This window comes from Microbacterium paraoxydans, from assembly GCF_020524545.1.
Taxonomy (GTDB): domain Bacteria; phylum Actinomycetota; class Actinomycetes; order Actinomycetales; family Microbacteriaceae; genus Microbacterium; species Microbacterium paraoxydans_C.
The window spans coordinates 507,295-530,460 of sequence record NZ_JAIVLG010000004.1; the positions used below are offsets into that span (position 1 = coordinate 507,295).

Below are 23,166 nucleotides of genomic sequence, written 5' to 3' on the forward strand. Positions count from 1 at the left end.
GTTCTGCGACGCGATGCCGCTCGGTCGAAGAATGGCGTGGCTCAGATGCCTTCGGGAGGGGGTTGACAGCAGCGGATCGGCTTGGGATGGCGCACTCGTCGCCTCCGCGAGCGCGAGGACCTCAGCGGAGAAGGGTAGGGCGGGCGGGACTTGAACCCGCGATCGTTGGGTTATGAGCCCACTGCCTTAACCAGCTTGGCCACCGCCCCGTACACAGCTCAGCCTATCGTTCGGCGGGGCACACCGAGGTCGCCGCAGAGTGCGTCTGCGAGTGTCCCAGATAGACGTCGGCATTGCTGATCAGGCCCGCACGCTCTTCCTCGCTGAGCGCGCGCCGGACCTTCGCAGGCACACCGGCCACGAGAGAGCCCGCGGGGACTTCCATCCCTCCGAGGATGACCGCACCGCCGGCGATCAGACACCCCTCGCCGATGACCACCCCGCTGAGGATGATCGCGCCCATGCCGACGAGCGAGCCATCTCCGATCGTGCAGCCGTGGACCACGGCGTTGTGCCCGATCGATACTTTCGCACCGACGAGGACCGGGTGCCCTCGATCCACATGGACCGAGACGTTGTCCTGCACGTTCGACCCCGGGCCGATGACGATCTCCGCCGAATCGCCGCGGAGCACGGCGTTGTACCAGACGCTGGACCCGGCGGCGAGGGAGACCTCTCCGATGATGCGCGCTCCGGCTGCGACGAACGCCGTGGGATCGATCGACGGTTTGCTGTTCGGCAGGGCGATGAGGGAGGCTTCAGCCGCAATGCTCATAAGGCGAGACTAGCCTCAAACCCGCGGAATGACGCGGAAGTGAGCCGAGCCTCAGCTTGCTTGCGGAATGCCTGAGCCTGAGTAGCGTTGTCTTCATCAGGTAACAGAACCCGTTCCAGAGGAGCACAGGATGAGCAAGGCACAGACCGTTTCCACCACCGCCATCGATCCGACCGTGGCTGCGGGGGCGGCCCAGTTCCTCTCCCCCGTCGTCCTCGGCCTCCAGGCGCTGACCGTCAACGGGAAGCAGGCGCACTGGCACGTGCGAGGCGCGAACTTCGTCGGCGTCCACGAGCTGCTGGACACCATCGTCGCCCACGCCGGCGACTTCGCAGACACCGCCGCCGAGCGAATCGTTGCGCTGGGCCTTCCGATCGACGCTCGTGTGAGCGCGGTCGCCGACAAGGCAGGGGCCACTGCGGTTCCGGCCGGTTTCACGCAGTCCGACGAGCTGATCCGTGCCGTCATCTCCGACATCGACGCGATCCTCGTCGATGTCAAGGCCGCAGTCGAAGGCCTCGACGAGGTCGACCTCACCAGCCAGGACGTCGCGATCGAGATCCAGCGCGGCCTCGAGAAGGACCGCTGGTTCCTCCTCTCGCACATCGCCGCCTGACCAACACGTCGAAGGGCCGGTCCTCCGCACGTCGGCGGACCGGCCCTTCGGTATTCCTCGTTCGGACTAACCGAAGTGAGTGACGTTTCCTGCCAGCAGCGTCGCGCTGATCGGCATCCGCCGGAGCAGGTCGCCACTCGCGGTGAGCGGATCCGCACCGCAGAGGACGATGTCAGCGGGTTCGCCCGGCCGCAGGGCAGTGCGAACACTCGCCCGGAGCGCCTGCTCGATACCGAGTCGTTCCTCGGGGTGCCATGGTTCCCGATCATCGTCGGTTCGAAAGACGGCCGCTGAGATCGCGTGCCACGGGTCGAGCGCCGCGACCGGGGCGTCCGAACCGAACCGCAGCTCTGCACCGGCCGCGTGCAGCGAGGCGAGAGGATATCCGATCGCCGTCTGTCCTGCCCAATGTCTCTCGACCAGGTCGCGGTCATCGACGGCGTGCTGTGGCTGCAGGCTCGCGATCACGCCGAGACGCGCGAAACGCGCCAGATCCGTATGACGCACGAGCTGCACGTGCTCGATCGAACCGACAGCCCCGGTCGTCGTGAACGCATCCAGGGCGTTCGTGATGGCGCGATCCCCGATCGCGTGCACGGCGACGGCCAAGCCTGCCCCCGTCGCGCGCGTCAACAGAGCGAGCAGCTCCTCGGCGGGCACGGTCAACATCCCGAAGTTGTGGGGATCACCGGGATACGGGTGCGAGCACGCGGCCGTGCGCGTTCCCAACGAGCCGTCGGTGATCATCTTCAACGATCCGACATGCACGAGCCCCTGCCCGCTTTCGGGGGCATCCGGCTCCTCCCGGAGCTCACCGGTACGCAGTCCGGCTGCGATCGCCCGGTCGAGGTCGAAGGGATACACGGCGAACTCGACTCGATGAGACATGAAACCGTTCCGAACTCGTCGTGGCCACGCCTCCGCACCCCAAGCCATGTCGAAGTCGACGAGTCCGGTGACGCCTCGAGCAGCCGCCTGCCGTCCGGCACGCTCCATCGCCCGATCGCCGTGCTCGGCGTCGACCGCGTTGAGGCGCCGGGAGATCTCGAACGCCTCGGTCTCCCGGAGCATCCCATCCGGGCTCCGGAAACCCTCGCGAGCCAGGGCTGCGCTGTTCAGCCACACGCTGTGGACATCGGCGTTGATGAGATACGTCGGCACCTCCCCGGTCGCCGCATCCAGGACTCCCTGCGTCGGTCGATCGGGCCACAGGGCATCCCGGAAACCGGTGCCCACACGGCGGCCGTCCGGCAGCGGTTCGACACCGCTCATCGTCCGCGCCGCCTCCGCAGCCGACTGAGCGTGCCCGAGCTGTTCCCGCTCCGACGCCAACGCCCACTGGACGGTGTGGACGTGGTTGTCCCAGAGACCGGGCACCGCCCACGCGCCTTCGGCATCGATGACCGCGCCCCGGGAACGCAAGGCGCCGGTCGGTGCGATGTCGACGATATGTCCGTCAGCGATGTGGATGTCGACCGGTTCGTCATCGATCAGGAACTCGCGCCCCGGTCCCGCGATCCGTGCGGCCCGAACGGTGCTGATCGCCGCTCCACGTTCCGTCACTGCTCTCCTCCGCTGCGTGCGTTCTGTGCACGCCGCATCTCCGCGGCCAGAGCCGGGTTCGAATAGGGGCCCTCCGCGTCGAGGGCGGCGATCACCGTCTCGATCGTCTCCGGAGGCTTGTTCTGGCTGAGCTTCCGCTTCGCGACCACGCGTGTCGGCTCGAGTCGGAAGCCCACCGTTCCTGCGGCCAGACGTTCCACGAAGGCGGGATCGTTCGGCCGCTCCCACATCAGCCTCGGGTCCGGCAAGCGCGACTCGAATCGTGCGACCAGGCGATCGAGAACCCTGAGGTTCTCCTCCGGGTCGAGGATCTCGGGGACGCCCGCGAGATGGACGGCCGTGTAGTTCCACGTGGGAACCGCCGGTACATCCCCGTACCACCCCGGAGACACGTAGCCATGCGGCCCCTGGAAGACGACGAGCAGCTCATGCTCCCCCATGCCGTGGATGAGATCATCCGGCCGCCCGACATGCCCGACGATCGTCAAGTCATCGCGTTCCTCGTCGAGAAGCACCGCATAGTGGGAAGCGACGAGTCCGCCCTCACCCGCGCTCATGATCGTGGCCCACGGATGGGCGGCGATCACACGGCGGATCTCGTCGACATCCGCCAGGGTGAAGCTGGGGTTCTGTCGCATGCCAATAGCCTAGAGCCGCGACATCGAGCGACTCGCCGTGTCACCGTCGACGGCGCCCGACCACGGGGATCGCCTGGGTCTTCCACTCCTCCCAGCCCGGCGTACCGGCCATGAAGGCATCGATCTGCTCGCGGTCCGCACGCAGCTTCGGATCGTTGTCGAGGTACTTCTTGGTCTCCCTCGCCACCAGGCCGGAGAGGAGCAGGAGACCGATGAGGTTGGGCAGCGCCATCAAGCCGTTCATCGCGTCGGAGAAGGCCCATACGACGCCGAGCTGCACGGTGCACCCGATGAAGACGACGAGCGAGAAGATGATCCGGAAGGGCAAGACTGCACGACGGCCGATGAGTCGTTCGATGTTGCGCTCACCGTAATACGACCACCCCAGGATGGTGGAGCCCGCGAACATCACCAGGCCCAGTGTCACGATGATGTGTCCCCAGTCCCCAGGGAGTCCGTGGGAGAACGCTGCGCCGGTCATCAGAGCGGGACTCAGCTGCTCGCCCGTCGCAGGGTCGATCTCCTTCCACGTGCCGGTCGAGATGATGACGAGACCTGTGCACGTGACGACGATGATCGTGTCGATGAACGTCTGCGTCATCGACACGAGACCCTGCCGCACCGGGTGGCTGGTCTTCGCGGCTGCCGCGGCGATCGCCGCGGATCCCATGCCGGACTCGTTCGAGAAGATGCCGCGCGCGACGCCGAACTGCACGGCGATGATGATCGCCGATCCGGCGAAACCGCCCACGGCGCTGGTGCCCGTGAACGCCTCGGAGAAGATCTGTGCGAACGCGGCAGGGATCGCCCCCACGTTCGCGATGAGGATGTAGAGGGCCCCGAGGACGTAGAAGATGATCATGATCGGCACGAGGCCTGCCGTCACACGCCCGATGGACTTGATCCCGCCCACCAGGACCACGAGCGCGAACGCCGTGAGGACGATGCCCGTCACCCAGGTGGGCACGTCGAAGCTCGCCTGAAGGTTCTGCGCGATCGAGTTGCCCTGCGTCATGTTGCCGATGCCGAAGCAGGCGATCACCGCGAACACGGCGAAGGAGAGCGCTAGGACCTTGCCGAAGGGGCCGCGAATGCCTCGTTCCAGGTAGTACTGGGGGCCACCGGACTTCTCCCCCGCGTCGTCTGTCTTGCGAAAGCGCACGCCGAGGAACGCCTCGGAGTACTTCGACGCCATGCCGAGCAGACCGGTGATCCACATCCAGAACAGAGCGCCGGGCCCACCGATGCCGATCGCCGTCGCGACGCCGACGATGTTCCCGGTTCCGACCGTGGCAGCGAGTGCCGTCGTGAGGGCTTGGAACTGGGAGATGTCGCCGTCCGCACCGGGGTCGTTTCGGGTGAAGAGTCCGAGTCGCAACGCCGAACCGAGGCGGACGAACTGCAAGCCCCCCAGTCGGATGGTGAGGTACAGGCCCGTGCCCAGCAACAGCGGGATGAGAAAGAACGGTCCCCAGATGAATCCGCTCACGGTCTCGAGAACTGTCTGGAGGTTGGTGAGATCCATCTCGGCTCCTGTCTGTGTCGGCGTCTTCGACGCTGTCACCATATTCACAGGAAGCGGACCGGGGCGGATGGTCACCCGCGTGTCCGGGGAACCGAACTCACGCCTGGCAGCGAGGACACCAGTAGAGCTTGCGCGCGCCGATCTCCTCGAGGGCGATCTCGGTGCCGCAGATCCGGCAGGGAAGTCCCGCCCGGTGGTACACCCAGTGTCGATCGTCGCGGTTCGCCATCGCCGCCCGATAGTCCTCGCCGGTGAGACCGTCCATGGTCATCATCTGTCCGGTCTCGACACCGACGGCGAGGAGGCGCACCCAGTCGTGCCAGAGTGCCCGCACGGTCTCCTCCGGGACGTCGCGCCCCGGCGTGTGCGGATTCAACCGCTGCCGATACAACATCTCGGCGCGGTAGACGTTGCCGATCCCGCTGACGACCGCCTGGTCCATCAGCAGCAGCGCGATGACCGTGGGCTTCTTCCGCACGGCGCGGACGAAACGCTCCTCGTTCTCCACGGGATCACCCACCAGCGGATCAGGGCCGAGCTTCGCAACCGTGGCGAGCATCTCCTCCGGTGTCTGCAACACGCAGGCCGTCGGCCCGCGAAGGTCCGCAGCGGTGATGTCCGTCATGAGGCGCAGACGCACCTGCCCGACGACCGGAGGAGGCCACTCCAGCCCCTCGTCCGCGAGGCCTTTCGTCTGCTCCGACATGCGCACGTGGACTCGCGTGCGGCGAGGTGCGCCGATCGATGCCAGTGAGTTCTCGCCCGCATCGTCCAGTATCGGTTCGTCCAGGACGGTGCCCCGCTGATTCGTCTGGCCCATCCGGCCGTTCGCCGATGCGATGGTCGGGTCGATGAGGATCTCGCCCGCGAAGTCCCAGGCACCGTAGAGACCGAGGTGCACCCGCAGCCAGATGTCGCCCTCCGTCTCGAGGAACATCTGCTTCCCGACGGCCTGCACGCTCACCGCCGCCCGCCCGTCGAGGACGGCGGCGCCTTCGGCGAATCGTCCCTGCGGGCTCGACGCGCTCAGAGTCTTGCCGACGAAGTTCCGGTCGAACTGCCGTGCGATCCGGTGGACGGAATGCCCCTCGGGCATGTCAGGCCCGGGGGTCCGGAAGAAGGGAGCCGTCGCGCTCGAAGTCCGCGATCTGGCCGATGCGACGGACATGGCGCTCATCGCCGGAGAACGGCGTCTCGATGAACCGGTCGATGAACGACGTGACCTCCTCGTAGGAGTGCTGCCGCGCGCCGATCGAGATCACGTTGGCGTCGTTGTGCTCGCGAGCGAGCTCCGCGGTCGACAGATTCCACACGAGGGCGGCGCGAATGCCACCGACCTTGTTCGCAGCGATCTGCTCGCCGTTCCCGGAACCGCCGAACACCACACCGAGCGCTTCGACACCCGCACGCTGATCGGCGACGACCGCCTGCGCGGCGCGGATGCAGAACGCGGGGTAGTCGTCGATGGCGTCGTACTCGATCGGACCGTGATCGACGACCTCGTGGCCCGCGGCACGCAGGTGAGCCTGGAGCCGTGTGGAGAAGTCGAGTCCCGCGTGGTCGGTGGCGATGTGGATGCGCATGACTTCCATCCTAGAAGTGCCGGATGGGCGATCGGACTGTCAGGGGACGAGGCCGGCAGCCGCAGGCTTGAAGCCCGCGCGGACGTTCTCGCAGCAGCCGGGCCGACAGACGTCGAACGCCCCGGGGAGCGATGTCACGTGGTCACGCTCCTCGTTGGGACGGCCCTGGAGACGCTCCTCGATCAGGTCGACGATCCCTGCGACGAACGCAGCCGACACGCCCGGGGTCGGCGTACGGGTGAAGGACAGTCCCGCTTCCTCCGCCGCCTCTGCCGCTTCGGTATCGAGGTCCCAGAGCACCTCCATGTGATCGCTCATGAAGCCGACGGGGACGACCGCGACGGCCTTGCGCCCTCGGCTCGGCAGCTCCGTGATGACGTCGCACACATCCGGCTCGAGCCACGGCTGCGAAGCGGGCCCGGACCGCGACTGGTACACGAGCTCCCAGGACACGTCCTCCGCACCCGGAACCGTCTGCCGGACACGGTCCATCACCCAGGCGGCTACGGCCAGGTGCTGCGCGGCGTACGCGCCGCCCTCGCCCCAGTCGATGTCGCGGGCCCCGGAACGTTCGGCGTCGGCTGTCGGGATGCTGTGGGTCGAGAACAGGATCTGGATGTCGGTGGCCGCGATGCCCTCGGCGAGGAAGCCCTCGACCGCCTCGCGCACTCCGGACTCGAAGGCCTCGACGAACCCCGGGTGATCGTAGAACGGGCGGATCTTGTCGATCGTGACCGTCTCGCCCAAGCCGGTCTCCTCCAGGACGCGAGCGAAGTCCTCACGGTACTGGCGGCAGCTCGAGAAGGAACTGTAGGCGCTCGTTGCGAACGCGAGCAGAGAATCATGACCGTTCGCCGAGGCTTCGCTCACGACTTCTTCGAGATACGGCGCCCAGTTCCTGTTGCCCCAATACACGGGGAGATCGATTCCGCGCTCGACGAGGGCCGCCTGGAGTGCCTCCTTGAGCACACGGTTCTGCCCGTTGATCGGGCTCACTCCGCCGAAGTGACGGTAGTGGTGGGCGACTTCCTCGAGGCGTTCGTCGGGGATGCCTCTCCCCCTGGTCACGTTCCGCAGGAATGGGATCACGTCCTCCTGCCCCTCCGGTCCCCCGAAACCCGCGAGGAGGATCGCGTCATAGGCCACGGGGGTGGTCACGTAAGGCGCACCGTCGGCGGCACCGGGCGAGGCAAAGGGAACAGCATTCGGCTCGATCGCAGTCACACCTCTATCCTTTCATCTCCTCCGCGCAGGAGCGTCCGCCGAGACGCGAGTGCAGTTCCACAGCTCTGGCGTAGGCTGTCATGGTTGCCGTCGGCGCCAACTGCGCCAAGCCCCGGTGACATCCCCTCACCCCTGGGAGTACAGCTGTGCCTGGAGAGAACCTCACCCGTATCGAAGCGCAGGAGCGCCGCGACGTCATCGACACGCAGTCCTATGAAGTCGCCCTCGATCTGACAAAGGGCGCCGAGGTCTTCGGCTCTCGCAGTGTCGTGCGCTTCACCGCGACGCCCGAGAGCTTCACCTTCATCGATCTCATCGCCCGCGAGGTGCGCGAGATCTCGCTCAACGGAGAGCAACTCGACCCGAACGAGGTCTTCGCCGACTCCCGCATCGCACTCACCGGTCTCCAGGCGGAGAACGTCCTCGTGGTCGACGCCGACTGCCTCTACACGAACACCGGGGAGGGATTGCACCGTTTCGTCGATCCCGTCGACGGCGAGGTGTACCTCTACTCGCAGTTCGAGGTTCCCGATTCGCGTCGCGTGTTCGCGGTCTTCGAGCAGCCCGATCTCAAGGCGACCTTCCAGTTCACCGTGACGGCTCCGGCGGCATGGAAGGTCATCTCCAACTCCCCCGCGCCTGAGCCCATCGTGCACGACCACGACCTGACCGCGACCTGGGGCTTCGAGCCGACCCCTCGCATCTCGTCCTACATCACCGCCCTCGTCGCCGGGCCCTACGAGTCGACGTTCTCCGAGCTGACGAGCGCATCCGGACGCGTGATCCCGCTCGGCGTGTACGGCCGCAAGAGCCTGTGGAAGCACCTCGACGCCGACTACATCTTCGACAAGACCCGTGAGGGCTTCGCCTACTTCGAATCGAAGTTCGGCGTCCCGTACCCGTTCGCCAAGTACGATCAGCTGTTCGTGCCGGAGTTCAACGCCGGGGCGATGGAGAACGCGGGAGCGGTCACGTTCACCGAGACGTATGTGTTCCGCAGCAAGGTCACCGACGCCGTCAAGGAACGCCGGGTCGTCACGATCCTCCACGAACTCGCGCACATGTGGTTCGGGGACCTCGTGACCATGAAGTGGTGGAACGACCTCTGGCTGAATGAGTCCTTCGCCGAGTGGGCCTCGACCATCGCGACGGCCGAGGCCACCGAATGGACCGAGGCGTGGACGACCTTCAACGCCATGGAGAAGACCTGGGCGTACCGGCAGGATCAGCTTCCTTCGACGCACCCGATCGTGGCCGAGATCAACGACCTGGAAGACGTGCAGGTCAACTTCGACGGCATCACCTACGCCAAGGGCGGGTCCGTCCTGAAGCAGCTCGCCGCATGGGTGGGCATCGAGGCGTTCTTCTCCGGGGTGTCGCAGTACTTCAAGAAGCACTCCTGGGGCAACACGGAGCTGAGCGACCTGCTGTCGGAGCTCGAGGCCACGAGCGGCCGCGATCTGAGCACGTGGTCGAAGAAGTGGCTCGAGACCGCCGGTGTCAACACGCTCGAGCCGGTCATCGCCGAGGGGCAGGATGGCACGATCTCGCGCTTCGCCATCACTCAGACCGCGCCCGCGGACTACCCGACGATCCGTCCGCACCGCCTCGGCATCGGCTTCTACACGCTGACCGACGGCTCACTCACCCGCACGCATCACCTCGAGGTCGACGTCGACGGTGACCGCACCGAAGTGCCTGAGCTGCACGGTCTCCCTCGACCGGACCTCGTCCTCCTGAACGACAACGACCTCGCCTACGCGAAGATCCGTCTCGACGAGAAGTCGCTCGCCACAGCGATCGCGCACCTGGCGGACATCCACGACCCGCTCGCACGCTCGCTCGTGTGGGGGGCTGCCTGGGATCAGACCCGCGATGCGGAGACCGGCGCATCCGCGTACATCGACCTCGTGCTGGGCAACATCGGCCGAGAGACCGAGTCGACCACCGTCCGCACCACGCTCGCCCAGCTCCGCACCGCCGCGACGCTCTACGTCGCACCCGCCGATCGCGAGGCTGCTCGGCTCAAAGTCGCCGACGGTCTGTGGAGCCTCGCAGAGGCAGCAGAGCCGGGCAGCGACAGCCAGCTGCAGTTCGTCACCGCGTTCGCGAATGCCCTGGTCACCCCGGAGCACGCGGGCATCGTCGGACGGTTGCGGTCCGGAGAGGACACTCTGCCGGGCTTGGAGGTCGACGCCGACCTGAACTGGCAACTCCTGGTGGGACTCGCGACGATCGGTGCCACGGACGCCGCGACGATCGATGCCGCCCTCGCCTCCGACAACACCGCGAAGGGCGGCGAGTTCGCCGCACAGGCACGCGCCTCGCTCCCCGACTCGGCCTCGAAGAAGGCGGCGTGGGCATCGCTGATCGAGCGCGATGACGCCCCGAACACGATCGTCCGCTCTGCGGCGCTCGGTTTCACCCATCCGGCGGGCGCCGCGGTGCTCACCGAGTTCGTCCCCGCGTACTTCGACATGCTGCTTCCGATCTGGGAGTCGCGCACCTATCAGATCGCCCAGTACCTGATCGTTGGTCTCTTCCCGACGGCGCTGGCCGATATCGCGCTGCGTGACGCGACCCGCGCCTGGCTCTCCGAGCATCAGGACGCCGCACCCGCGCTGCGGCGACTCGTGCTCGAGAACCTCGCGGACGTGGAGCGCGCACTGGCGGCGCAGGCCCGCGACGCCGAGGACTGATCCACCACGCATCCAAAACGGAGATCATCCGTCCCGCACTCGGCGTGTCCCTCACCGACACGGCGAGATGGGGACGGATGGTCTCCGTTTTCGTCCGGTGCCCGCACCCAGCCCGCGCTGAGACCCGATCGCTAGGATCGTGACTGATGATCCTCCCCTTCGCCGAAACCGACCCTGCCGCGGAGATCCCGCTCCCCGACTGGGTGAAGGCGCTGCTCACGTGGCTCGGGCAGGTTGGTGCCAACGCGCTCGTCATCGCGCTCATCATCGGCAGCTGCATCGTCATCGCCCTGGTCCTCCGTCTTGTCATCCGACGGGTTGTGCGGCGCATCGTCGACAGCGCGAAGAACAAGGCGTCGGTCGACGACACGCAGGCGCTCGAGCGCTCGCCGCTCGCGGACATGCGACTGGTGCAGCGCACCAGGACACTCGGCACGATCCTGCAGAACATCGTCAACGTGATGCTCGTCGTCATCGCGATCGTGCTGATTGTCAATGCGCTGAACCCGTCGCTCCTCGGCTCCCTGACGCTCCTCACAGCCGCCGTCGGTGCCGGATTGGGCTTCGGAGCCCAGAACATCGTGAAAGACGTGCTCAACGGCATGTTCATCGTGGCCGAAGACCAGATCGGGATCGGCGACGTGGTCGATCTCGGCCTGGCGAGCGGGGTCGTGGAGTACGTCAGCGTGCGCATCACCCAGGTACGCGACGTCAACGGGACCCTCTGGTATGTGCGCAACGGCGAGGTCACCCGCATCGGGAACATGTCGCAGGGCTGGGCCCGCTCCATCATCGACATCGGCGTACCTGCCGATTCCGACCTCGACAAGGTCGAACACGTCATGCTGGAGACGGCACAGGGGCTCGCGAAGGATCCGAAATGGCGCACCCGCATCATCGAGAAGCCGGAGCTATGGGGTCTCGAGTCCATCGACGGCGACGCGCTCGTCGTACGCATCGTGATCAAGGCTCGAGCCAATGCAAAGGATGACGTGGCTCAAGAACTGCGCCGCCGCCTGCGCGCAGCTCTCCTCGAGAACGAGATCAGCGTCCCTCGGATCGCCGACGTCGTCCCCACGGGGCTCGACGGAGCGCGCCGTGTGCGAGGAGCGAACCCGCCCAAGACGCGCCCGAACGCCGTGACCGGCGTGCCTGTCATCCCCGATCGCGGGATCTGGCGACGCAAGAAGCCCACCGACGACGGGAGCACCCAGAAGTGACGTTCTACGACGAGATCGGGGGTCACGAGACCTTCCGCAGGATCGTCTCGGTGTTCTACCGCGAAGTCGCGCTCGATCCGGTGCTGAAGCCGATGTACCCCGAGCAAGATCTCGGCCCAGCGGAGGATCGGCTGCGTCTGTTCCTCGAGCAGTACTGGGGAGGACCGACGACGTACGGTGAGACTCGCGGGCACCCCCGGCTGCGGATGCGTCATATGCCCTTCCACATCGATCCGGACGCTCGGGATCGTTGGCTTCGTCATATGAGGACCGCTGTGGACGAGGCCCAGTTGTCCCCGCTGCACGAATCGACGCTGTGGGACTACCTGGAGCGCGCCGCCTATGCCATGGTGAACACGTTCGAGCCGTCGGGCATCGGTGCCGCGGCAGGCGACCGTCCCACCCTCGAGACCCGCTCACGTCAGGAATCAACGGAGAACTCATGACGACGACACCCCTGTCCACAGATGTCCTGGTGATCGGGTGGGGGTTGTCCGGCCTCGTCGCCGCCTCGGAAGCCCTGGCTGCGGGGCGACGCGTCATACTGATCGATCAAGAGCCACGCACCAATCTGGGTGGGCAGGCCTGGTGGTCTTTCGGCGGCCTGTTCTTCATCGACTCGCCCGAGCAAAGACGCCTCGGGATCAAGGACTCGCTCGAACTCGCGACGCAGGACTGGTTCGGCAATGCCGCCTTCGACCGCCCGGAGGACGAATGGCCGCGGCGCTGGGCCGAGGCATATCTGCAGTTCGCAGCCGGCGAGAAGCGCTCGTGGCTGCGTGAACGCGGCGTCGGCTTCTTCCCGGTCGTGGGGTGGGCGGAACGCGGCGGATACGGCGCGGTCGGTCCTGGCAACTCCGTGCCACGGTTTCACATCACCTGGGGAACCGGCCCCGGAATCGTTGCGCCGTTCGCCGCTGCCGTGGAGCAAGGCGAGCGTGACGGGCGGCTGACCGTGCTCCCTCGACACCGCGTGTCGGAACTGGTCGTCACGGACGGCACGGTGACAGGTGCGCGTGGCGGCATCCTCGCGTCGAGCGGTGCGGAAAGGGGCGAGCCGACCGCCCGCGAGGTCATCAGGGAGTTCGAGATATCAGCGAGTGCCACCGTCGTTTCCTCGGGCGGCATCGGCGGCAACCATGACCTCGTCCGCGCAGCGTGGCCGTCGAGGCTGGGCGCGCCGCCCGCGCACATGCTCTCCGGCGTGCCGGCCTATGTCGACGGGTCGATGCTCGGCGTGAGCGAAGCGGCGGGCGCGCGACTGATCAACGGCGACCGGATGTGGCACTACGTCGAAGGCATCACGAACTGGGACCCGGTATGGCCCGCTCACGGTATCCGCATCCTCCCAGGGCCCTCGTCGCTCTGGTTGGACGCCACGGGTCGGCGTCTGCCGGTGCCGCTCTTCCCCGGCTTCGACACCCTCGGCACCCTCGAGCATCTGCGCTCGACAGGGCACGACCACTCGTGGTTCGTCACCTCGCGACAGATCGTCGAAAAGGAGTTCGCCCTGTCCGGGAGCGAACAGAACCCCGATCTGACAGGCAAGGATGTCGGTCTGCTGCTTCGTTCACGGCTCGCGAAGGGTCCGACGGGGCCCGTGCAGTCCTTCCTCGACGAGGGCGAGGACTTCATCGTGGAGGACGACCTCGAGTCGCTCCTGGAGCAGATGCAACTCCACACCGGTGGAGAGTTGCTCGACATCGACGCCGTGCGCCGGGAGGTGCTCGCCCGTGACCTCGAGGTGGAGAACGACTTCACCAAGGACGCACAGATCGCGATGCTGCGGTCCATGCGGAACTATCGTGGCGACAAGCTCATCCGGACCGCCGCACCTCACCGTCTGCAGGACAGGGCCGCGGGCCCGCTCATCGCGGTGAAGCTCCACGTCCTCACGCGGAAGTCCCTCGGGGGCATCAACACCGATCTCGACGGTCGGGCACTGAACCACGAGGGCGCACCGATCCCCGGGCTGTTCGCCGCAGGCGAGGCGAGCGGCTTCGGAGGCGGGGGCGTCCATGGCTATCGTGCGCTCGAAGGCACATTCTTGGGCGGCTGCCTCTTCAGCGGTCGCGCGGCCGGACGAACTGCCGCGACCGAGAGCTGACCCTCCGTCCAGCAGCTCGTGTCGCCGCCTTCTCAGTCCGCGGAGCCCGTATCGCGGACGCCGGTGAGCCCGGATGCGACCGGCCCTCGCACCAGGACATGACCGCGGCGGAAGGCCAGGCGCGTCCAGCGTCCGGACCGCGAGAGGGGAACCTGTTCGTCGCCGGAGATGAAACCCATCGCGTCCGCGGCGAAGGCGATGCCGCGAGGCAGTCCGCCCAGTTGGTCATCCGCCTCCCCCCAGATCGCTGCCCGAAGCGCCCGCACCGCTTCCTCGCCTGAGCCAGCGCCTGCCCCGTGAGCAACCGCAGAGATCCCCCACTGCGCGCGCTGCGCGATGGTCGAGGCGGGGAGCACGGCTCCCTTTTCCCACCCGGTGCGAGGAGGCGCGACCCCGGCCCACGCGGGCGAGAGCCCGGTGTCCGGGAGCGCCAGCCGGGCCGGCTCATCCGTCTTGGTGAGCTGATCCACGACGACATCGCAGCGCAGCTCAGGGTCGGCGTGCACGATGCGCATGGCGAGGATCGTCGGCGTCTGGTCGAAGAGGCCGTGCGGGGCCAGCGCTGCAGTGGTGAGCGCGAGGACGCCGTTCGCGGCCTGCAGCCGTACTCCGTCGTCCGTGATCCTGGTCGCTCGTCCGACGAAAGTGAGAACGTCCTTCGCGGTATCCGGGTCGGCGAGGAGGAGGTGATGCGGCACGCGTTCTAAACTACCAACGGAGCGGCGCGTGCGGTCGCGAGGAGGGAACATATGAGTGCGGAGGATCCCGCCGTCCGGAGCGTCGAGCGGCTGCTCGACATCCTCGATCTCGACGCGACTCAGGCGCGGACCACAGAGGACATCTTCACGGGTTCCTCCCACCCGATGCCGAGCGGGCGCATCTACGGCGGCCAGGTCTTGGCGCAAGCACTCCTCGCCGCTGAACGCACCCTCCCCGAAGACCGCGCCGTGCATTCGATGCACGGCTACTTCCTGCGTCCCGGCGACGCGAGCCAGGGAATCACGATCGCCGTCGATCGGATTCACGACGGGCGTTCATTTTCGACACGGCGGACACAGGCCTACCAGAACGGCGTGCCGATCTTCTCGATGATCGCGTCATTCCAAGACGGTGATCCCGGTGTGGAGCATGCCGAGCCGATGCCGGACGGCATCCCCTCTCCGGAAGAGCTCATGCCGGACGAGGAGCGCGTTCACGGCCTTCCGGAGGGCACCACCCGCATGTTGAGCGAGCGCGCAGCCGACATCCGGCATGTCGACTCTCCGCTGTATCTGCCGAGCGACGATCGGCATGTCGCGCGCCAGGCGGTCTGGATGCGTTTGCGTGCGCCGCTCCCCGATGATCAGCGCCTCCACCGCGCCGCGCTCGCCTACCTCAGCGATATGACGATCCAGGAGTCGATCCTCCGCGCACACGGTGTGTACTGGGCCTTGCCCGGGCTGAAGGTCGCAAGCCTCGACCACGCGATGTGGTGGCACCGACCCGCACGTGTCGACGACTGGCTGCTGTACGTCCAGGAGTCCCCGAATGCCCGGGGTGGCCGCGGGCTCGCCACCGGACGGATTTACACGCGCGAGGGCGCGTTGGTGGCGAGCGTCGCGCAGGAGATCATGATCCGCGTCCCGGAGGACGCCTCCTGAGGTCGGTCGACCTCGCCCTGTTCCACGGCCTCAGCGGTGGGAGTACTCGATCGATGGTCCGACCAGCGGCTCCCAGGCGTCACGCATCTCCTGTGTGAGCCGGGTCGGGCGCCCCGTCTGCGCATCGACGAGCACGATGATCGCCGTCGAGCGCGCGTAGATCTGTCGAGGATCTGCGGCGGGATCGTTGTGCACCTCGTAGCAGACTTCGATGCTTGAGCCGCCGAGCTTGCCGAACCACATCTGGACCTCGAGTGGCCGGCGCTGATAGGGCACCGGCGCGAGGTACTCGATCTCCTGGCGCGCGATGAGCGTCAGGATGCCCTCATCGATGCCGGAGTCGAGAACCGCCGTGGAGGGTGCCTCTTCGCCGGGACCCGCCCTCCAGAACGCCCGCACACGCGCCTCCTCGAGCAGTTTCAGCATCGAGGTGTTGTTCACATGGTTGAAGGCGTCCAGATCCCCCCAGCGGAGGTGGATCGGGATATGCAGGCGGGGCCCCGGCGACGTAGACACCGCGGCCTCAGTCGCGCGTCAGCTTGCGGTGCGTCGACCGGTGCGGCTTCGCGGCGTCCGGACCGAGGCGCTCGATCTTGTTCTCCTCGTAGGCCTCGAAGTTGCCCTCGAACCAGTACCACTGGTCGGGCTTCTCATCGGTACCTTCGTAGGCCAGGATGTGCGTCGCGATGCGGTCGAGGAACCACCGGTCGTGGGTGATCACCACGGCGCATCCAGGGAACTCGAGAAGGGCGTTCTCGAGGGAGCTCAGGGTCTCGACATCGAGGTCGTTGGTGGGCTCGTCGAGCAGCAGCAGGTTGCCGCCTTCCTTGAGAGTGAGGGCGAGGTTCAGTCGGTTGCGCTCGCCACCCGAGAGCACGCCCGCCTTCTTCTGCTGATCCGGCCCCTTGAACCCGAACTTCGACACGTAGGCGCGCGAGGGGATCTCGGTCTTGCCCACGGTGATGAAGTCCAGCCCGTCGGACACGACCTCCCACAGTGTCTTGTTCGGATCGATGTTGGACCGCGACTGGTCGACGTAGCTGATCTTGACGGTCTCGCCGATCTTCAGGTCGCCGCCGTCGAGCGGCTCGAGGCCGACGATCGTCTTGAACAGAGTGGTCTTTCCCACGCCGTTCGGGCCGATGACACCGACGATGCCGTTGGGCGGAAGGCTGAAACTCAGGCCGTCGATGAGCGAGCGACCATCGAATCCCTTCTTGAGGTTCTTCGCCTCGATGACGACGTTGCCGAGACGCGGACCCGCAGGGATCTGAATCTCCTCGAAGTCGAGCTTCCTGGTGCGCTCTGCCTCCGAGGCCATCTCCTCGTACCGGGCCAGACGGGCCTTCGACTTGGTCTGACGCCCCTTCGCGCTGGAGCGCACCCACTCCAGCTCCTCCTTGAGGCGCTTGGCGAGCTTCGCGTCCTTCTTGCCCTGGATCTCGAGGCGCTCACCCTTCTTCTCCAAGTAGGTCGAGTAGTTGCCCTCGTAGCCGATCAGACGACCGCGATCCACCTCAGCGATCCACTCCGCGACGTGGTCGAGGAAGTATCGGTCGTGGGTGATCGCGATCACCGCACCCTTGTAGGCCTGCAGGTGCTGCTCGAGCCAGAGCACGCTCTCCGCGTCGAGGTGGTTCGTAGGTTCGTCGAGGAGCAGCAGGTCGGGCTTCTGCAGGAGCAGCTTCGCCAACGCGACACGGCGCTTCTCACCGCCGGAGAGCGGAGCTATCGCAGCGTCGGCGGGCGGCGTCCGCAACGCATCCATGGCCTGATCGAGCTGGGAGTCGAGATCCCAGCCGTCCGCCGCATCGATCTCTTCCTGCAAGGTGCCCATCTCGGCGAGGAGGGCGTCGAAGTCGGCGTCGGGTTCGGCCATGAGCGCGGAGATCTCGTTGAACCGGTCGAGTTTCGCCTTGATCGCGATCCCGTCCTGGATGTTCTCGATCACGGTCTTCGACTCGTCGAGTTCCGGCTCCTGCATCAGGATGCCGACGCTGAAGCCGGGAGACAGCTTCGCCTCGCCGTTGGAGGGGGTGTCGAGCCCCGCCATGATCTTGAGGATCGTCGACTTTCCCGCACCGTTCGGACCGACCATGCCGATCTTGGCTCCGGGCAGGAACGCCATGGTCACGTCGTCGAGGATGAGCTTCTCGCCCACCGCCTTGCGCGCACGCACCATCGAGTAGATGTACTCAGCCACCGAAAACCGCTCCTTCTGTTGGCGTCGAAGATCGACACCCCAGCCTACCGGCCCCGTGGAGTGTCACCAGTCGATGGAACGCGTGGTGCCCACGAGACATCGCCCTTCGGCGAGCTGCGGCAACACGGTCGTGACGACCTGACCCGTGGAAGGCCCGACCTGTCCGACCAGACAGGCCTCGTCCCCCCATCTCACCGAGAACTGAAGGCTCTCCGCGGGGTTGCCGACCGTCGTCTGGTCCTGAGTCACCTGCATCGCGTCGCGATCGAACCCCACGTCGATCAGGGCATCCACGTAGGCTCGCCCGGAACCCCGCTGATCCGTCGCCCACACACGCTCGGCGACCGCGCGGAAGATGGGAAGGTTCTCCTCGGCAGTGCCATCGGGAACCAGGGCCGGCTCAGGGACGGGTGTGGGGCCCGCCGACTCCTGAACCGTCGGAGATGCGGAGGGCTCAGGTGTCGGCGCGCAGCCTGCGAACAGGAGGACGGCGGAGACCGAAGCCACGACGCCGACCGTGCGCGCCGGCGAGAAGATCGAGCGACGAATCACGTGCTGAGTCTACGGCCCCTTCCGCAGTGCCCCTGCACACTCCGGGGTCCGACATCGTCGCTCGATCCGAATACGGACACTTCACCGCACGTGTTCGACCGGGACTTCCGAACCCGCCCAGGAAAGCCCCGGTGACGTCGTCTCCGCGTCGCCGTTCGACACATCGTGGGGAGAGTCCTCCGAAGGCGATTCCTCACCGAGGTTCGAGCGCGGCGGGGGTTCCGCGGACGAGCGTGCGCGCGGTCGATACGCCGTCGTGCCCCAGCGCAGATCGTGCCCGACAGCGTCGGCCTCGATATCGACGCTGGTGCCATGCCTGCCGTTGCTCTCCCACTCGCGGACCTTCAACCTTCCGGTCACGATCACGCTGTCGCCGGTGCGCAGCGAGGCCCTGACGTTCTCACCGAGCTGTCGGAACGCTGCGACGGAGAACCAGTTGGTCCCCGAGTCCGTCCATTCCTGCGTCGCCGGGTCGAACCGCCGGTGTGTGCTCGCTAGACGGAAGTTCGTCACCGGAACGCCTCCCCCCGTCTGCCCCTGCGTGGGGTCCGTGGCAACTCTTCCCACAATCGTGAGCGTGTCGATCATGTCTTGTCCTCTCAGTGACCGGACGCGTGTCGGTCCGGTTCCCAAGCCTGCCTCCGTGCCGACCACGCTGGACCCGGGAATCATGCAAAACGTGGACTCATCGCACTCCGCGCCAACCGGTGCAGAAAGGGCCGATCAGTCAGCGTGTCGCGGGGCGGATCGAATGTCCGACGTCGGTCATATCTTCGAAGGAGCGAAAGGAGTTTCGATGTCCGACAACCTGATCACTTCCCTCCCCGACGTACCGTACGCAACGCCCCGGCTCTCTTCCCCCCGTGAGCACCTCGTGCGCGCCGCAGATCACCTTTGGCGGGTGCAAGATCAGCGGGAGCATGTCCTAGGGCATCTGAGAATCGCTGCCGACCCGCTCGGACTCCGATACCGTGCCGAACGCCTCCACCTGGCGACCGGAACGTTTCGCATCGTCGGCGAGTTCTGGAGCGCGGATGACGCCGTCACTGCACTCCGCCACTCGTGAGAAGCCGACACCGACGCGGCGACAACCGCCGGTTCCAGCCGTCGAAGTGCCCCCGGCAGGATTCGAACCTGCGACCAAGAGATTAGAAGGCTCCTGCTCTATCCCCTGAGCTACGGAGGCGCACGCGTATAGAGTATCGCGGTCGCGGGGTCCTGCACGAAGCACGCCACGTCGGCGATGTCGGGCCCGTCGATAGGATGGCCGCATGGTATCTGCGTCCGAGAATGATCGTCTCGTATGGATCGACTGCGAGATGACGGGGCTCGACCTGGCTGTCGATGAGCTCGTCGAGATCGCCGTTGTCGTCACCGACTTCGAGCTCAACCCCATCGATCCAGGCTTCCAGGTCGTGATTCGACCCAGCGCAGACGCTCTCGCTCACATGAATGACTTCGTCACGAAGATGCATGAGACCTCCGGCCTGATCACTGAGATCCCGTACGGCGTATCCCTGGAGGAGGCCGAATCACAGACCCTCGCGTACATCAAGCGCTTCGTACCGCTGGAGCGCAAAGCGCCGCTAGCCGGCAACACAATCGGCACGGACCGGATGTTCCTCGCCAAGTACATGCCGCAGGTCGACCGATGGTTGCACTACCGGAACGTCGATGTGTCGAGCGTCAAAGAGCTCTCGCGACGCTGGTACCCGCGCGTGTTCTTCCAGGCGCCCGCGAAAGACGGCGGACACCGCGCACTCGCCGACATCCTGGAGTCGATCAGAGAGCTCCGTTACTACCGCGAAGCCGTCTTCGTCGATGAGCCGGGTCCGTCCAGCGACGAAGCACGGGAGATCTCCACGCGCACGGTGTCAGAGTTCACTCCGAACATGTAATAGACTCGTATGGTTGCCCGCTCCGGTGGGCACATGGTGGGTATAGCTCAGCTGGTAGAGCGCTGGCTTGTGGTGCCGGATGTCGCGGGTTCGAGTCCCGTTACTCACCCTCAGAAGGCCCGGATCCTAGGATCCGGGCCTTCATCGTTCCCTCGTGAACAAGCCGGGCACCGCACCCCGACGCTTTAGACTGACCTGGTGTCACTCGCGGTCTGGTTCTCGTTGCTGACCGCGTCCGTCGTGATCAGCCTCACGCCCGGTGCGGGTGCCATCAACACCATGTCGAACGCCATGAGCCAAGGGTGGCGGCGCTCGATCTGGGGCATCATCGGCCAGCAGATCGCTCTGGTCGTCCACGTGGCGATCGTCGCAGCCGGCGTGGGGCTCCTCGTCTCCCGCTCGGAGCTCCTCTTCAACGCCATCCGCTACGCCGGTGCCGCCTACCTCGTGTACCTCGGCGTGCGGCTACTGCTCGCCCGGCCCGCTGTCGTCAACGTCGATGTCGACGCCCCCACTCCGATCGACCTCCGTGAGAGCCACTGGTCGATGATCCGACGAGGGTTCTGGGTGAACCTCTTGAACCCCAAGGCGATCGTCTTCTTCCTGGCATTCATCCCCCAGTTCGTGCGGCTCGATGAACCCCCGCTCCCCCAGTACCTCACGCTGATCGCCACCGTGATCGTCGTCGACGTGATCGTCATGTGGGGGTTTTTCGCTGCTGCTGCACGGCCCTTCCGACGCCTGACGGCGTCCGCACGCGGACAACGCGTCCTCAACGTGGTCTTCGGGACCCTGTTCATCGCTGTCGCCGGTGTCCTCGTCATCGTGCACTGAGCGGGCGCCGAGCCGCGACCGCCCGTAGGCTGGGAGGGATGGACATGAACGCCGACGCCTTCGAAGAGCTCGTGATCGACGAGCTCGACCGGCTACCCGACGACATGGTCGAGGGGCTCGAGAACATCGTGTTCGTCGTCGAGGATCGCCCGGAGGACGGCAGCCTGGATCTGCTCGGTCTCTACGATGGCCTGGCCCTCACCGAGCGAACGCAGTACGGGATGGGTGAACTCCCCGATCGCATCGTGGTCTACCGTGAACCGCACCTGGCGCAGTGCGATTCCGAAGACGAACTCCGCGAAGAGGTCCACACCACGCTGGTGCATGAGATCGCCCACTTCTACGGTATCGACGACGAGCAACTGCACGAGATGGGATGGGCATGACGACACCGGCTGCACTTCCCGAGATCGACGAGGCCACGGACCTTCGCGCCGCACCACTCGAACCATGGCAGGTCGTGGTGTGGAATGATCCGGTGAATCTCATGAGCTACGTGGTGCGCGTGTTCCGGACGTATTTCGGCTACTCGAGCGACCACGCCACCGCACTGATGCTCGCTGTTCACCACGAAGGCCACGCGGTCGTGGCGACAGGCCCCAGGGAGACGATGGAGGTCCATGCCCAGGCGATGCACGACTTCGGGCTCTGGGCGACGGTCCGGAAGGCCACACCGTGACCGCGGACGGAGTCCTTCAGGAGATGACCCTGATCGAATCGTTCCATCTCGCCCGGTTGGTCGACGACTTCGTGGATCTCGTCACGGATTCGCGGGACGTGGGCGATCCCGCCGTCGAGCGATTGGCCCCCACCCCGTACCCCGAGGACTCCGCCGCGGCGGCGGAGTTCAGCGCAGCGACCAGAGGTGATCTCCTCGACCGTCGCCTCACCGACGCACGCACAGTGCGGTCGGCCCTCGGTACGGTGCCAGCAGACGCGGAGGCTCTCACGGAGGACACGGCGCTCACGACGCGGGAGGTGTTCGTATCCTTCGAAAGCCTCGAGGCCTGGCTGCGAACGCTCACCGCCCTCCGTCTCGTGATCGCCACCCGGTTGGGTATCACCTCCGACGAGGACGTCGACGAAGATGACCGCCACGGCATCTACGACTGGCTGGGGTACCGCCTGGATCTGCTCGTCCACGCCGCCGATGAGACAGACGCGGGGCCGGTCGGCTGACCGCTACGGGACCTCGACGATACGAGTCGCGAGCGCGCGCGGATCGTCCCGAGAGATGTGGCGTCGTTCTTGTGCCGCCCATCGGTCCCAATGCGGACGGTAGGTGTCCCCGTCACGCGCGAGCGCACGCCTCTTGCGCGAGTCTTCCGCCGACTCCACCCAGATCCGGATATCGGCGAGGCCTGCAGTAGACGGCCGCAGTATCCCGCTTCCTTCGATGATCACACCGAGCGCAGGGTCGACCGCGTGGCTCTCCGCTTCGGCCTCCGCCTCCCAATCCCAGCGACGCCAGGTCCCGAGGTAGCCCCGACCGTGCGGACGCAGGACCCACTCGAGCGCGCGCTCCGCACCCTGATCGAGCCCGTCCCATCCCGGGTAGATCGAGTCGAGCGCGATGAGCTGCACGTGGCCCAGCACCGGCCAGCGCCGCACGAGCCGTGCAGCGAGGGACGACTTACCGGCGCCGCTGCCGCCGTCGATGAGCACCACGGGGTTCGCCGCAGCAAGAGCCTGGATGTCTTGCGCGATCAGGGTCGCCGCCTGCTCGAGAGCCAGCGCGACCGGGTCGTCACTTCTTGAGGGCACGGATGATGCGTGCGAAGGCTCGCCCGGCAACCCACACGAACGGCACTGCCACGACGAGCAGCGTGACGATGTTGGGCTCGAAACGCAAACCCTCTTCTCGCCGCACGTAGACGCCGACCGGGACGGAGACTCCTCCGCCTCCCCCACCTTCGGCGCCTTCCCCGCTTCCCCCGCCGAACCCGGCATAGGTGAACGCGACCGGCGTGATGCTCACCCCGTCGACGTCCTGCGGCTCTCCGTACGCGCTCTTCACGCCGAAGGACGCAGCTTGCTTTCCGAGTTCCAGTGCAATGTTCGGCATAAGCCAACGGTAGTCGAGGAACGC

Annotated in this window: 25 protein-coding genes and 3 tRNA genes; 12 read left to right on the plus strand and 16 right to left on the minus strand. The window is 66.4% G+C overall.

What is annotated here, in order from left to right; translation table 11 throughout:
* Positions 1-135: 135 nt before the first annotated feature.
* Positions 136-209, minus strand: a tRNA-Ile gene (locus tag LC041_RS11580).
* A 14-nt stretch (positions 210-223) separates the two neighbouring features.
* On the minus strand, positions 224-775 hold the full coding sequence (locus LC041_RS11585; RefSeq protein ID WP_226533229.1) for a gamma carbonic anhydrase family protein: 552 nt from the start codon (positions 773-775) through the stop codon (positions 224-226).
* 130 nt (positions 776-905) lie between these two features.
* On the opposite strand from LC041_RS11585, the gene LC041_RS11590 reads away from it, so the two are divergent.
* A complete protein-coding gene (locus tag LC041_RS11590; protein WP_226533230.1) occupies positions 906-1,391 on the plus strand; it encodes a Dps family protein in 486 nt (161 codons plus the stop codon).
* A gap of 66 nt (positions 1,392-1,457) precedes the next feature.
* Here LC041_RS11590 and LC041_RS11595 read toward each other — a convergent pair whose 3' ends face one another.
* The 6 genes from LC041_RS11595 to LC041_RS11620 all read right to left on the minus strand — a co-directional run bounded on the left by LC041_RS11595 (position 1,458) and on the right by LC041_RS11620 (position 7,924).
* A complete protein-coding gene (locus LC041_RS11595; RefSeq protein WP_226533231.1) occupies positions 1,458-2,954 on the minus strand; it encodes an amidohydrolase in 1,497 nt (498 codons plus the stop codon).
* Complete coding sequence (locus tag LC041_RS11600) at positions 2,951-3,592, minus strand: FMN-binding negative transcriptional regulator (protein WP_226533232.1); 642 nt, start codon at positions 3,590-3,592, stop codon at positions 2,951-2,953. The genes LC041_RS11595 and LC041_RS11600 overlap by 4 nt, the downstream gene beginning before the upstream one ends.
* A gap of 40 nt (positions 3,593-3,632) precedes the next feature.
* Positions 3,633-5,117, minus strand: a complete 1,485-nt coding sequence (locus LC041_RS11605) for an alanine/glycine:cation symporter family protein (RefSeq protein WP_226533233.1) — start codon at positions 5,115-5,117, stop codon at positions 3,633-3,635.
* A gap of 97 nt (positions 5,118-5,214) precedes the next feature.
* Entirely contained in the window at positions 5,215-6,213 is a 999-nt protein-coding gene (locus tag LC041_RS11610; RefSeq protein WP_226533234.1) for an Fpg/Nei family DNA glycosylase, read from the minus strand.
* A 1-nt stretch (position 6,214) separates the two neighbouring features.
* Positions 6,215-6,700, minus strand: a complete 486-nt coding sequence (locus LC041_RS11615; RefSeq protein ID WP_226533235.1) for a ribose-5-phosphate isomerase — start codon at positions 6,698-6,700, stop codon at positions 6,215-6,217.
* A 39-nt stretch (positions 6,701-6,739) separates the two neighbouring features.
* Positions 6,740-7,924 (minus strand): ferrochelatase, encoded by a 1,185-nt coding sequence (locus LC041_RS11620; RefSeq protein ID WP_226533236.1) that lies wholly within the window; start codon positions 7,922-7,924, stop codon positions 6,740-6,742.
* A gap of 146 nt (positions 7,925-8,070) precedes the next feature.
* Between LC041_RS11620 and pepN the strand changes: the two genes are divergently transcribed.
* The 4 genes from pepN (at position 8,071) to LC041_RS11640 (ending at position 13,950) form a co-directional block, all read left to right on the plus strand.
* Positions 8,071-10,623, plus strand: coding sequence for an aminopeptidase N (pepN, locus tag LC041_RS11625; protein ID WP_226533237.1), 2,553 nt, complete (start codon positions 8,071-8,073; stop codon positions 10,621-10,623).
* 146 nt (positions 10,624-10,769) lie between these two features.
* Positions 10,770-11,843, plus strand: coding sequence for a mechanosensitive ion channel family protein (locus LC041_RS11630; RefSeq protein ID WP_226533238.1), 1,074 nt, complete (start codon positions 10,770-10,772; stop codon positions 11,841-11,843).
* Positions 11,798-12,289 (plus strand): globin, encoded by a 492-nt coding sequence (locus LC041_RS11635; RefSeq protein ID WP_264189241.1) that lies wholly within the window; start codon positions 11,798-11,800, stop codon positions 12,287-12,289. Before LC041_RS11630 ends, LC041_RS11635 begins: the two co-directional genes overlap by 46 nt.
* Complete coding sequence (locus LC041_RS11640; RefSeq protein ID WP_226533240.1) at positions 12,286-13,950, plus strand: FAD-binding dehydrogenase; 1,665 nt, start codon at positions 12,286-12,288, stop codon at positions 13,948-13,950. The genes LC041_RS11635 and LC041_RS11640 overlap by 4 nt, the downstream gene beginning before the upstream one ends.
* Before the next feature lie 32 nt (positions 13,951-13,982).
* Here the strand turns inward: LC041_RS11640 and LC041_RS11645 are convergent, their stop codons facing one another.
* A complete protein-coding gene (locus tag LC041_RS11645; RefSeq protein ID WP_226533241.1) occupies positions 13,983-14,648 on the minus strand; it encodes a hypothetical protein in 666 nt (221 codons plus the stop codon).
* Positions 14,649-14,699: 51 nt separating this feature from the next.
* On the opposite strand from LC041_RS11645, the gene LC041_RS11650 reads away from it, so the two are divergent.
* Entirely contained in the window at positions 14,700-15,590 is an 891-nt protein-coding gene (locus tag LC041_RS11650; protein WP_226533242.1) for an acyl-CoA thioesterase, read from the plus strand.
* A 30-nt stretch (positions 15,591-15,620) separates the two neighbouring features.
* Here LC041_RS11650 and LC041_RS11655 read toward each other — a convergent pair whose 3' ends face one another.
* The 5 genes from LC041_RS11655 to LC041_RS11675 form a co-directional block, all read right to left on the minus strand.
* Positions 15,621-16,106, minus strand: coding sequence for an acyl-CoA thioesterase (locus LC041_RS11655; protein WP_226533243.1), 486 nt, complete (start codon positions 16,104-16,106; stop codon positions 15,621-15,623).
* A 7-nt stretch (positions 16,107-16,113) separates the two neighbouring features.
* Positions 16,114-17,793, minus strand: coding sequence for an energy-dependent translational throttle protein EttA (gene ettA, locus LC041_RS11660; protein WP_226533244.1), 1,680 nt, complete (start codon positions 17,791-17,793; stop codon positions 16,114-16,116).
* 63 nt (positions 17,794-17,856) lie between these two features.
* Positions 17,857-18,345, minus strand: a complete 489-nt coding sequence (locus LC041_RS11665; RefSeq protein WP_226533245.1) for a DUF6993 domain-containing protein — start codon at positions 18,343-18,345, stop codon at positions 17,857-17,859.
* Positions 18,346-18,426: 81 nt separating this feature from the next.
* On the minus strand, positions 18,427-18,933 hold the full coding sequence (locus LC041_RS11670; protein ID WP_226533246.1) for a single-stranded DNA-binding protein: 507 nt from the start codon (positions 18,931-18,933) through the stop codon (positions 18,427-18,429).
* A gap of 525 nt (positions 18,934-19,458) precedes the next feature.
* A tRNA-Arg gene (locus LC041_RS11675) sits at positions 19,459-19,531 on the minus strand.
* Between the two features lie 85 nt (positions 19,532-19,616).
* Between LC041_RS11675 and orn the strand changes: the two genes are divergently transcribed.
* From orn to LC041_RS11705, 6 genes are all read left to right on the plus strand, one after another.
* A complete protein-coding gene (gene orn, locus LC041_RS11680) occupies positions 19,617-20,243 on the plus strand; it encodes an oligoribonuclease (RefSeq protein WP_226533247.1) in 627 nt (208 codons plus the stop codon).
* A 36-nt stretch (positions 20,244-20,279) separates the two neighbouring features.
* Positions 20,280-20,352, plus strand: a tRNA-His gene (locus tag LC041_RS11685).
* A gap of 89 nt (positions 20,353-20,441) precedes the next feature.
* Positions 20,442-21,077 carry a LysE family transporter gene (locus LC041_RS11690; protein WP_226533248.1) on the plus strand — a complete coding sequence of 212 codons (636 nt, stop codon included), beginning with the start codon at positions 20,442-20,444 and terminating at the stop codon, positions 21,075-21,077.
* Between the two features lie 38 nt (positions 21,078-21,115).
* Positions 21,116-21,463, plus strand: a complete 348-nt coding sequence (locus tag LC041_RS11695) for a metallopeptidase family protein (protein ID WP_226533249.1) — start codon at positions 21,116-21,118, stop codon at positions 21,461-21,463.
* Positions 21,460-21,756 carry an ATP-dependent Clp protease adapter ClpS gene (clpS, locus tag LC041_RS11700; RefSeq protein ID WP_226533250.1) on the plus strand — a complete coding sequence of 99 codons (297 nt, stop codon included), beginning with the start codon at positions 21,460-21,462 and terminating at the stop codon, positions 21,754-21,756. Before LC041_RS11695 ends, clpS begins: the two co-directional genes overlap by 4 nt.
* Positions 21,753-22,256, plus strand: a complete 504-nt coding sequence (locus LC041_RS11705) for a DUF2017 family protein (protein WP_226533251.1) — start codon at positions 21,753-21,755, stop codon at positions 22,254-22,256. Before clpS ends, LC041_RS11705 begins: the two co-directional genes overlap by 4 nt.
* A gap of 3 nt (positions 22,257-22,259) precedes the next feature.
* On the opposite strand, the gene LC041_RS11710 is transcribed toward LC041_RS11705, so the two are convergent.
* Positions 22,260-22,841: a hypothetical protein gene (locus LC041_RS11710; protein ID WP_226533252.1), complete on the minus strand. Its 582-nt coding sequence runs from the start codon at positions 22,839-22,841 to the stop codon at positions 22,260-22,262.
* Positions 22,825-23,142 (minus strand): hypothetical protein, encoded by a 318-nt coding sequence (locus LC041_RS11715; RefSeq protein WP_226533253.1) that lies wholly within the window; start codon positions 23,140-23,142, stop codon positions 22,825-22,827. Before LC041_RS11715 ends, LC041_RS11710 begins: the two co-directional genes overlap by 17 nt.
* Positions 23,143-23,166: the final 24 nt, after the last annotated feature.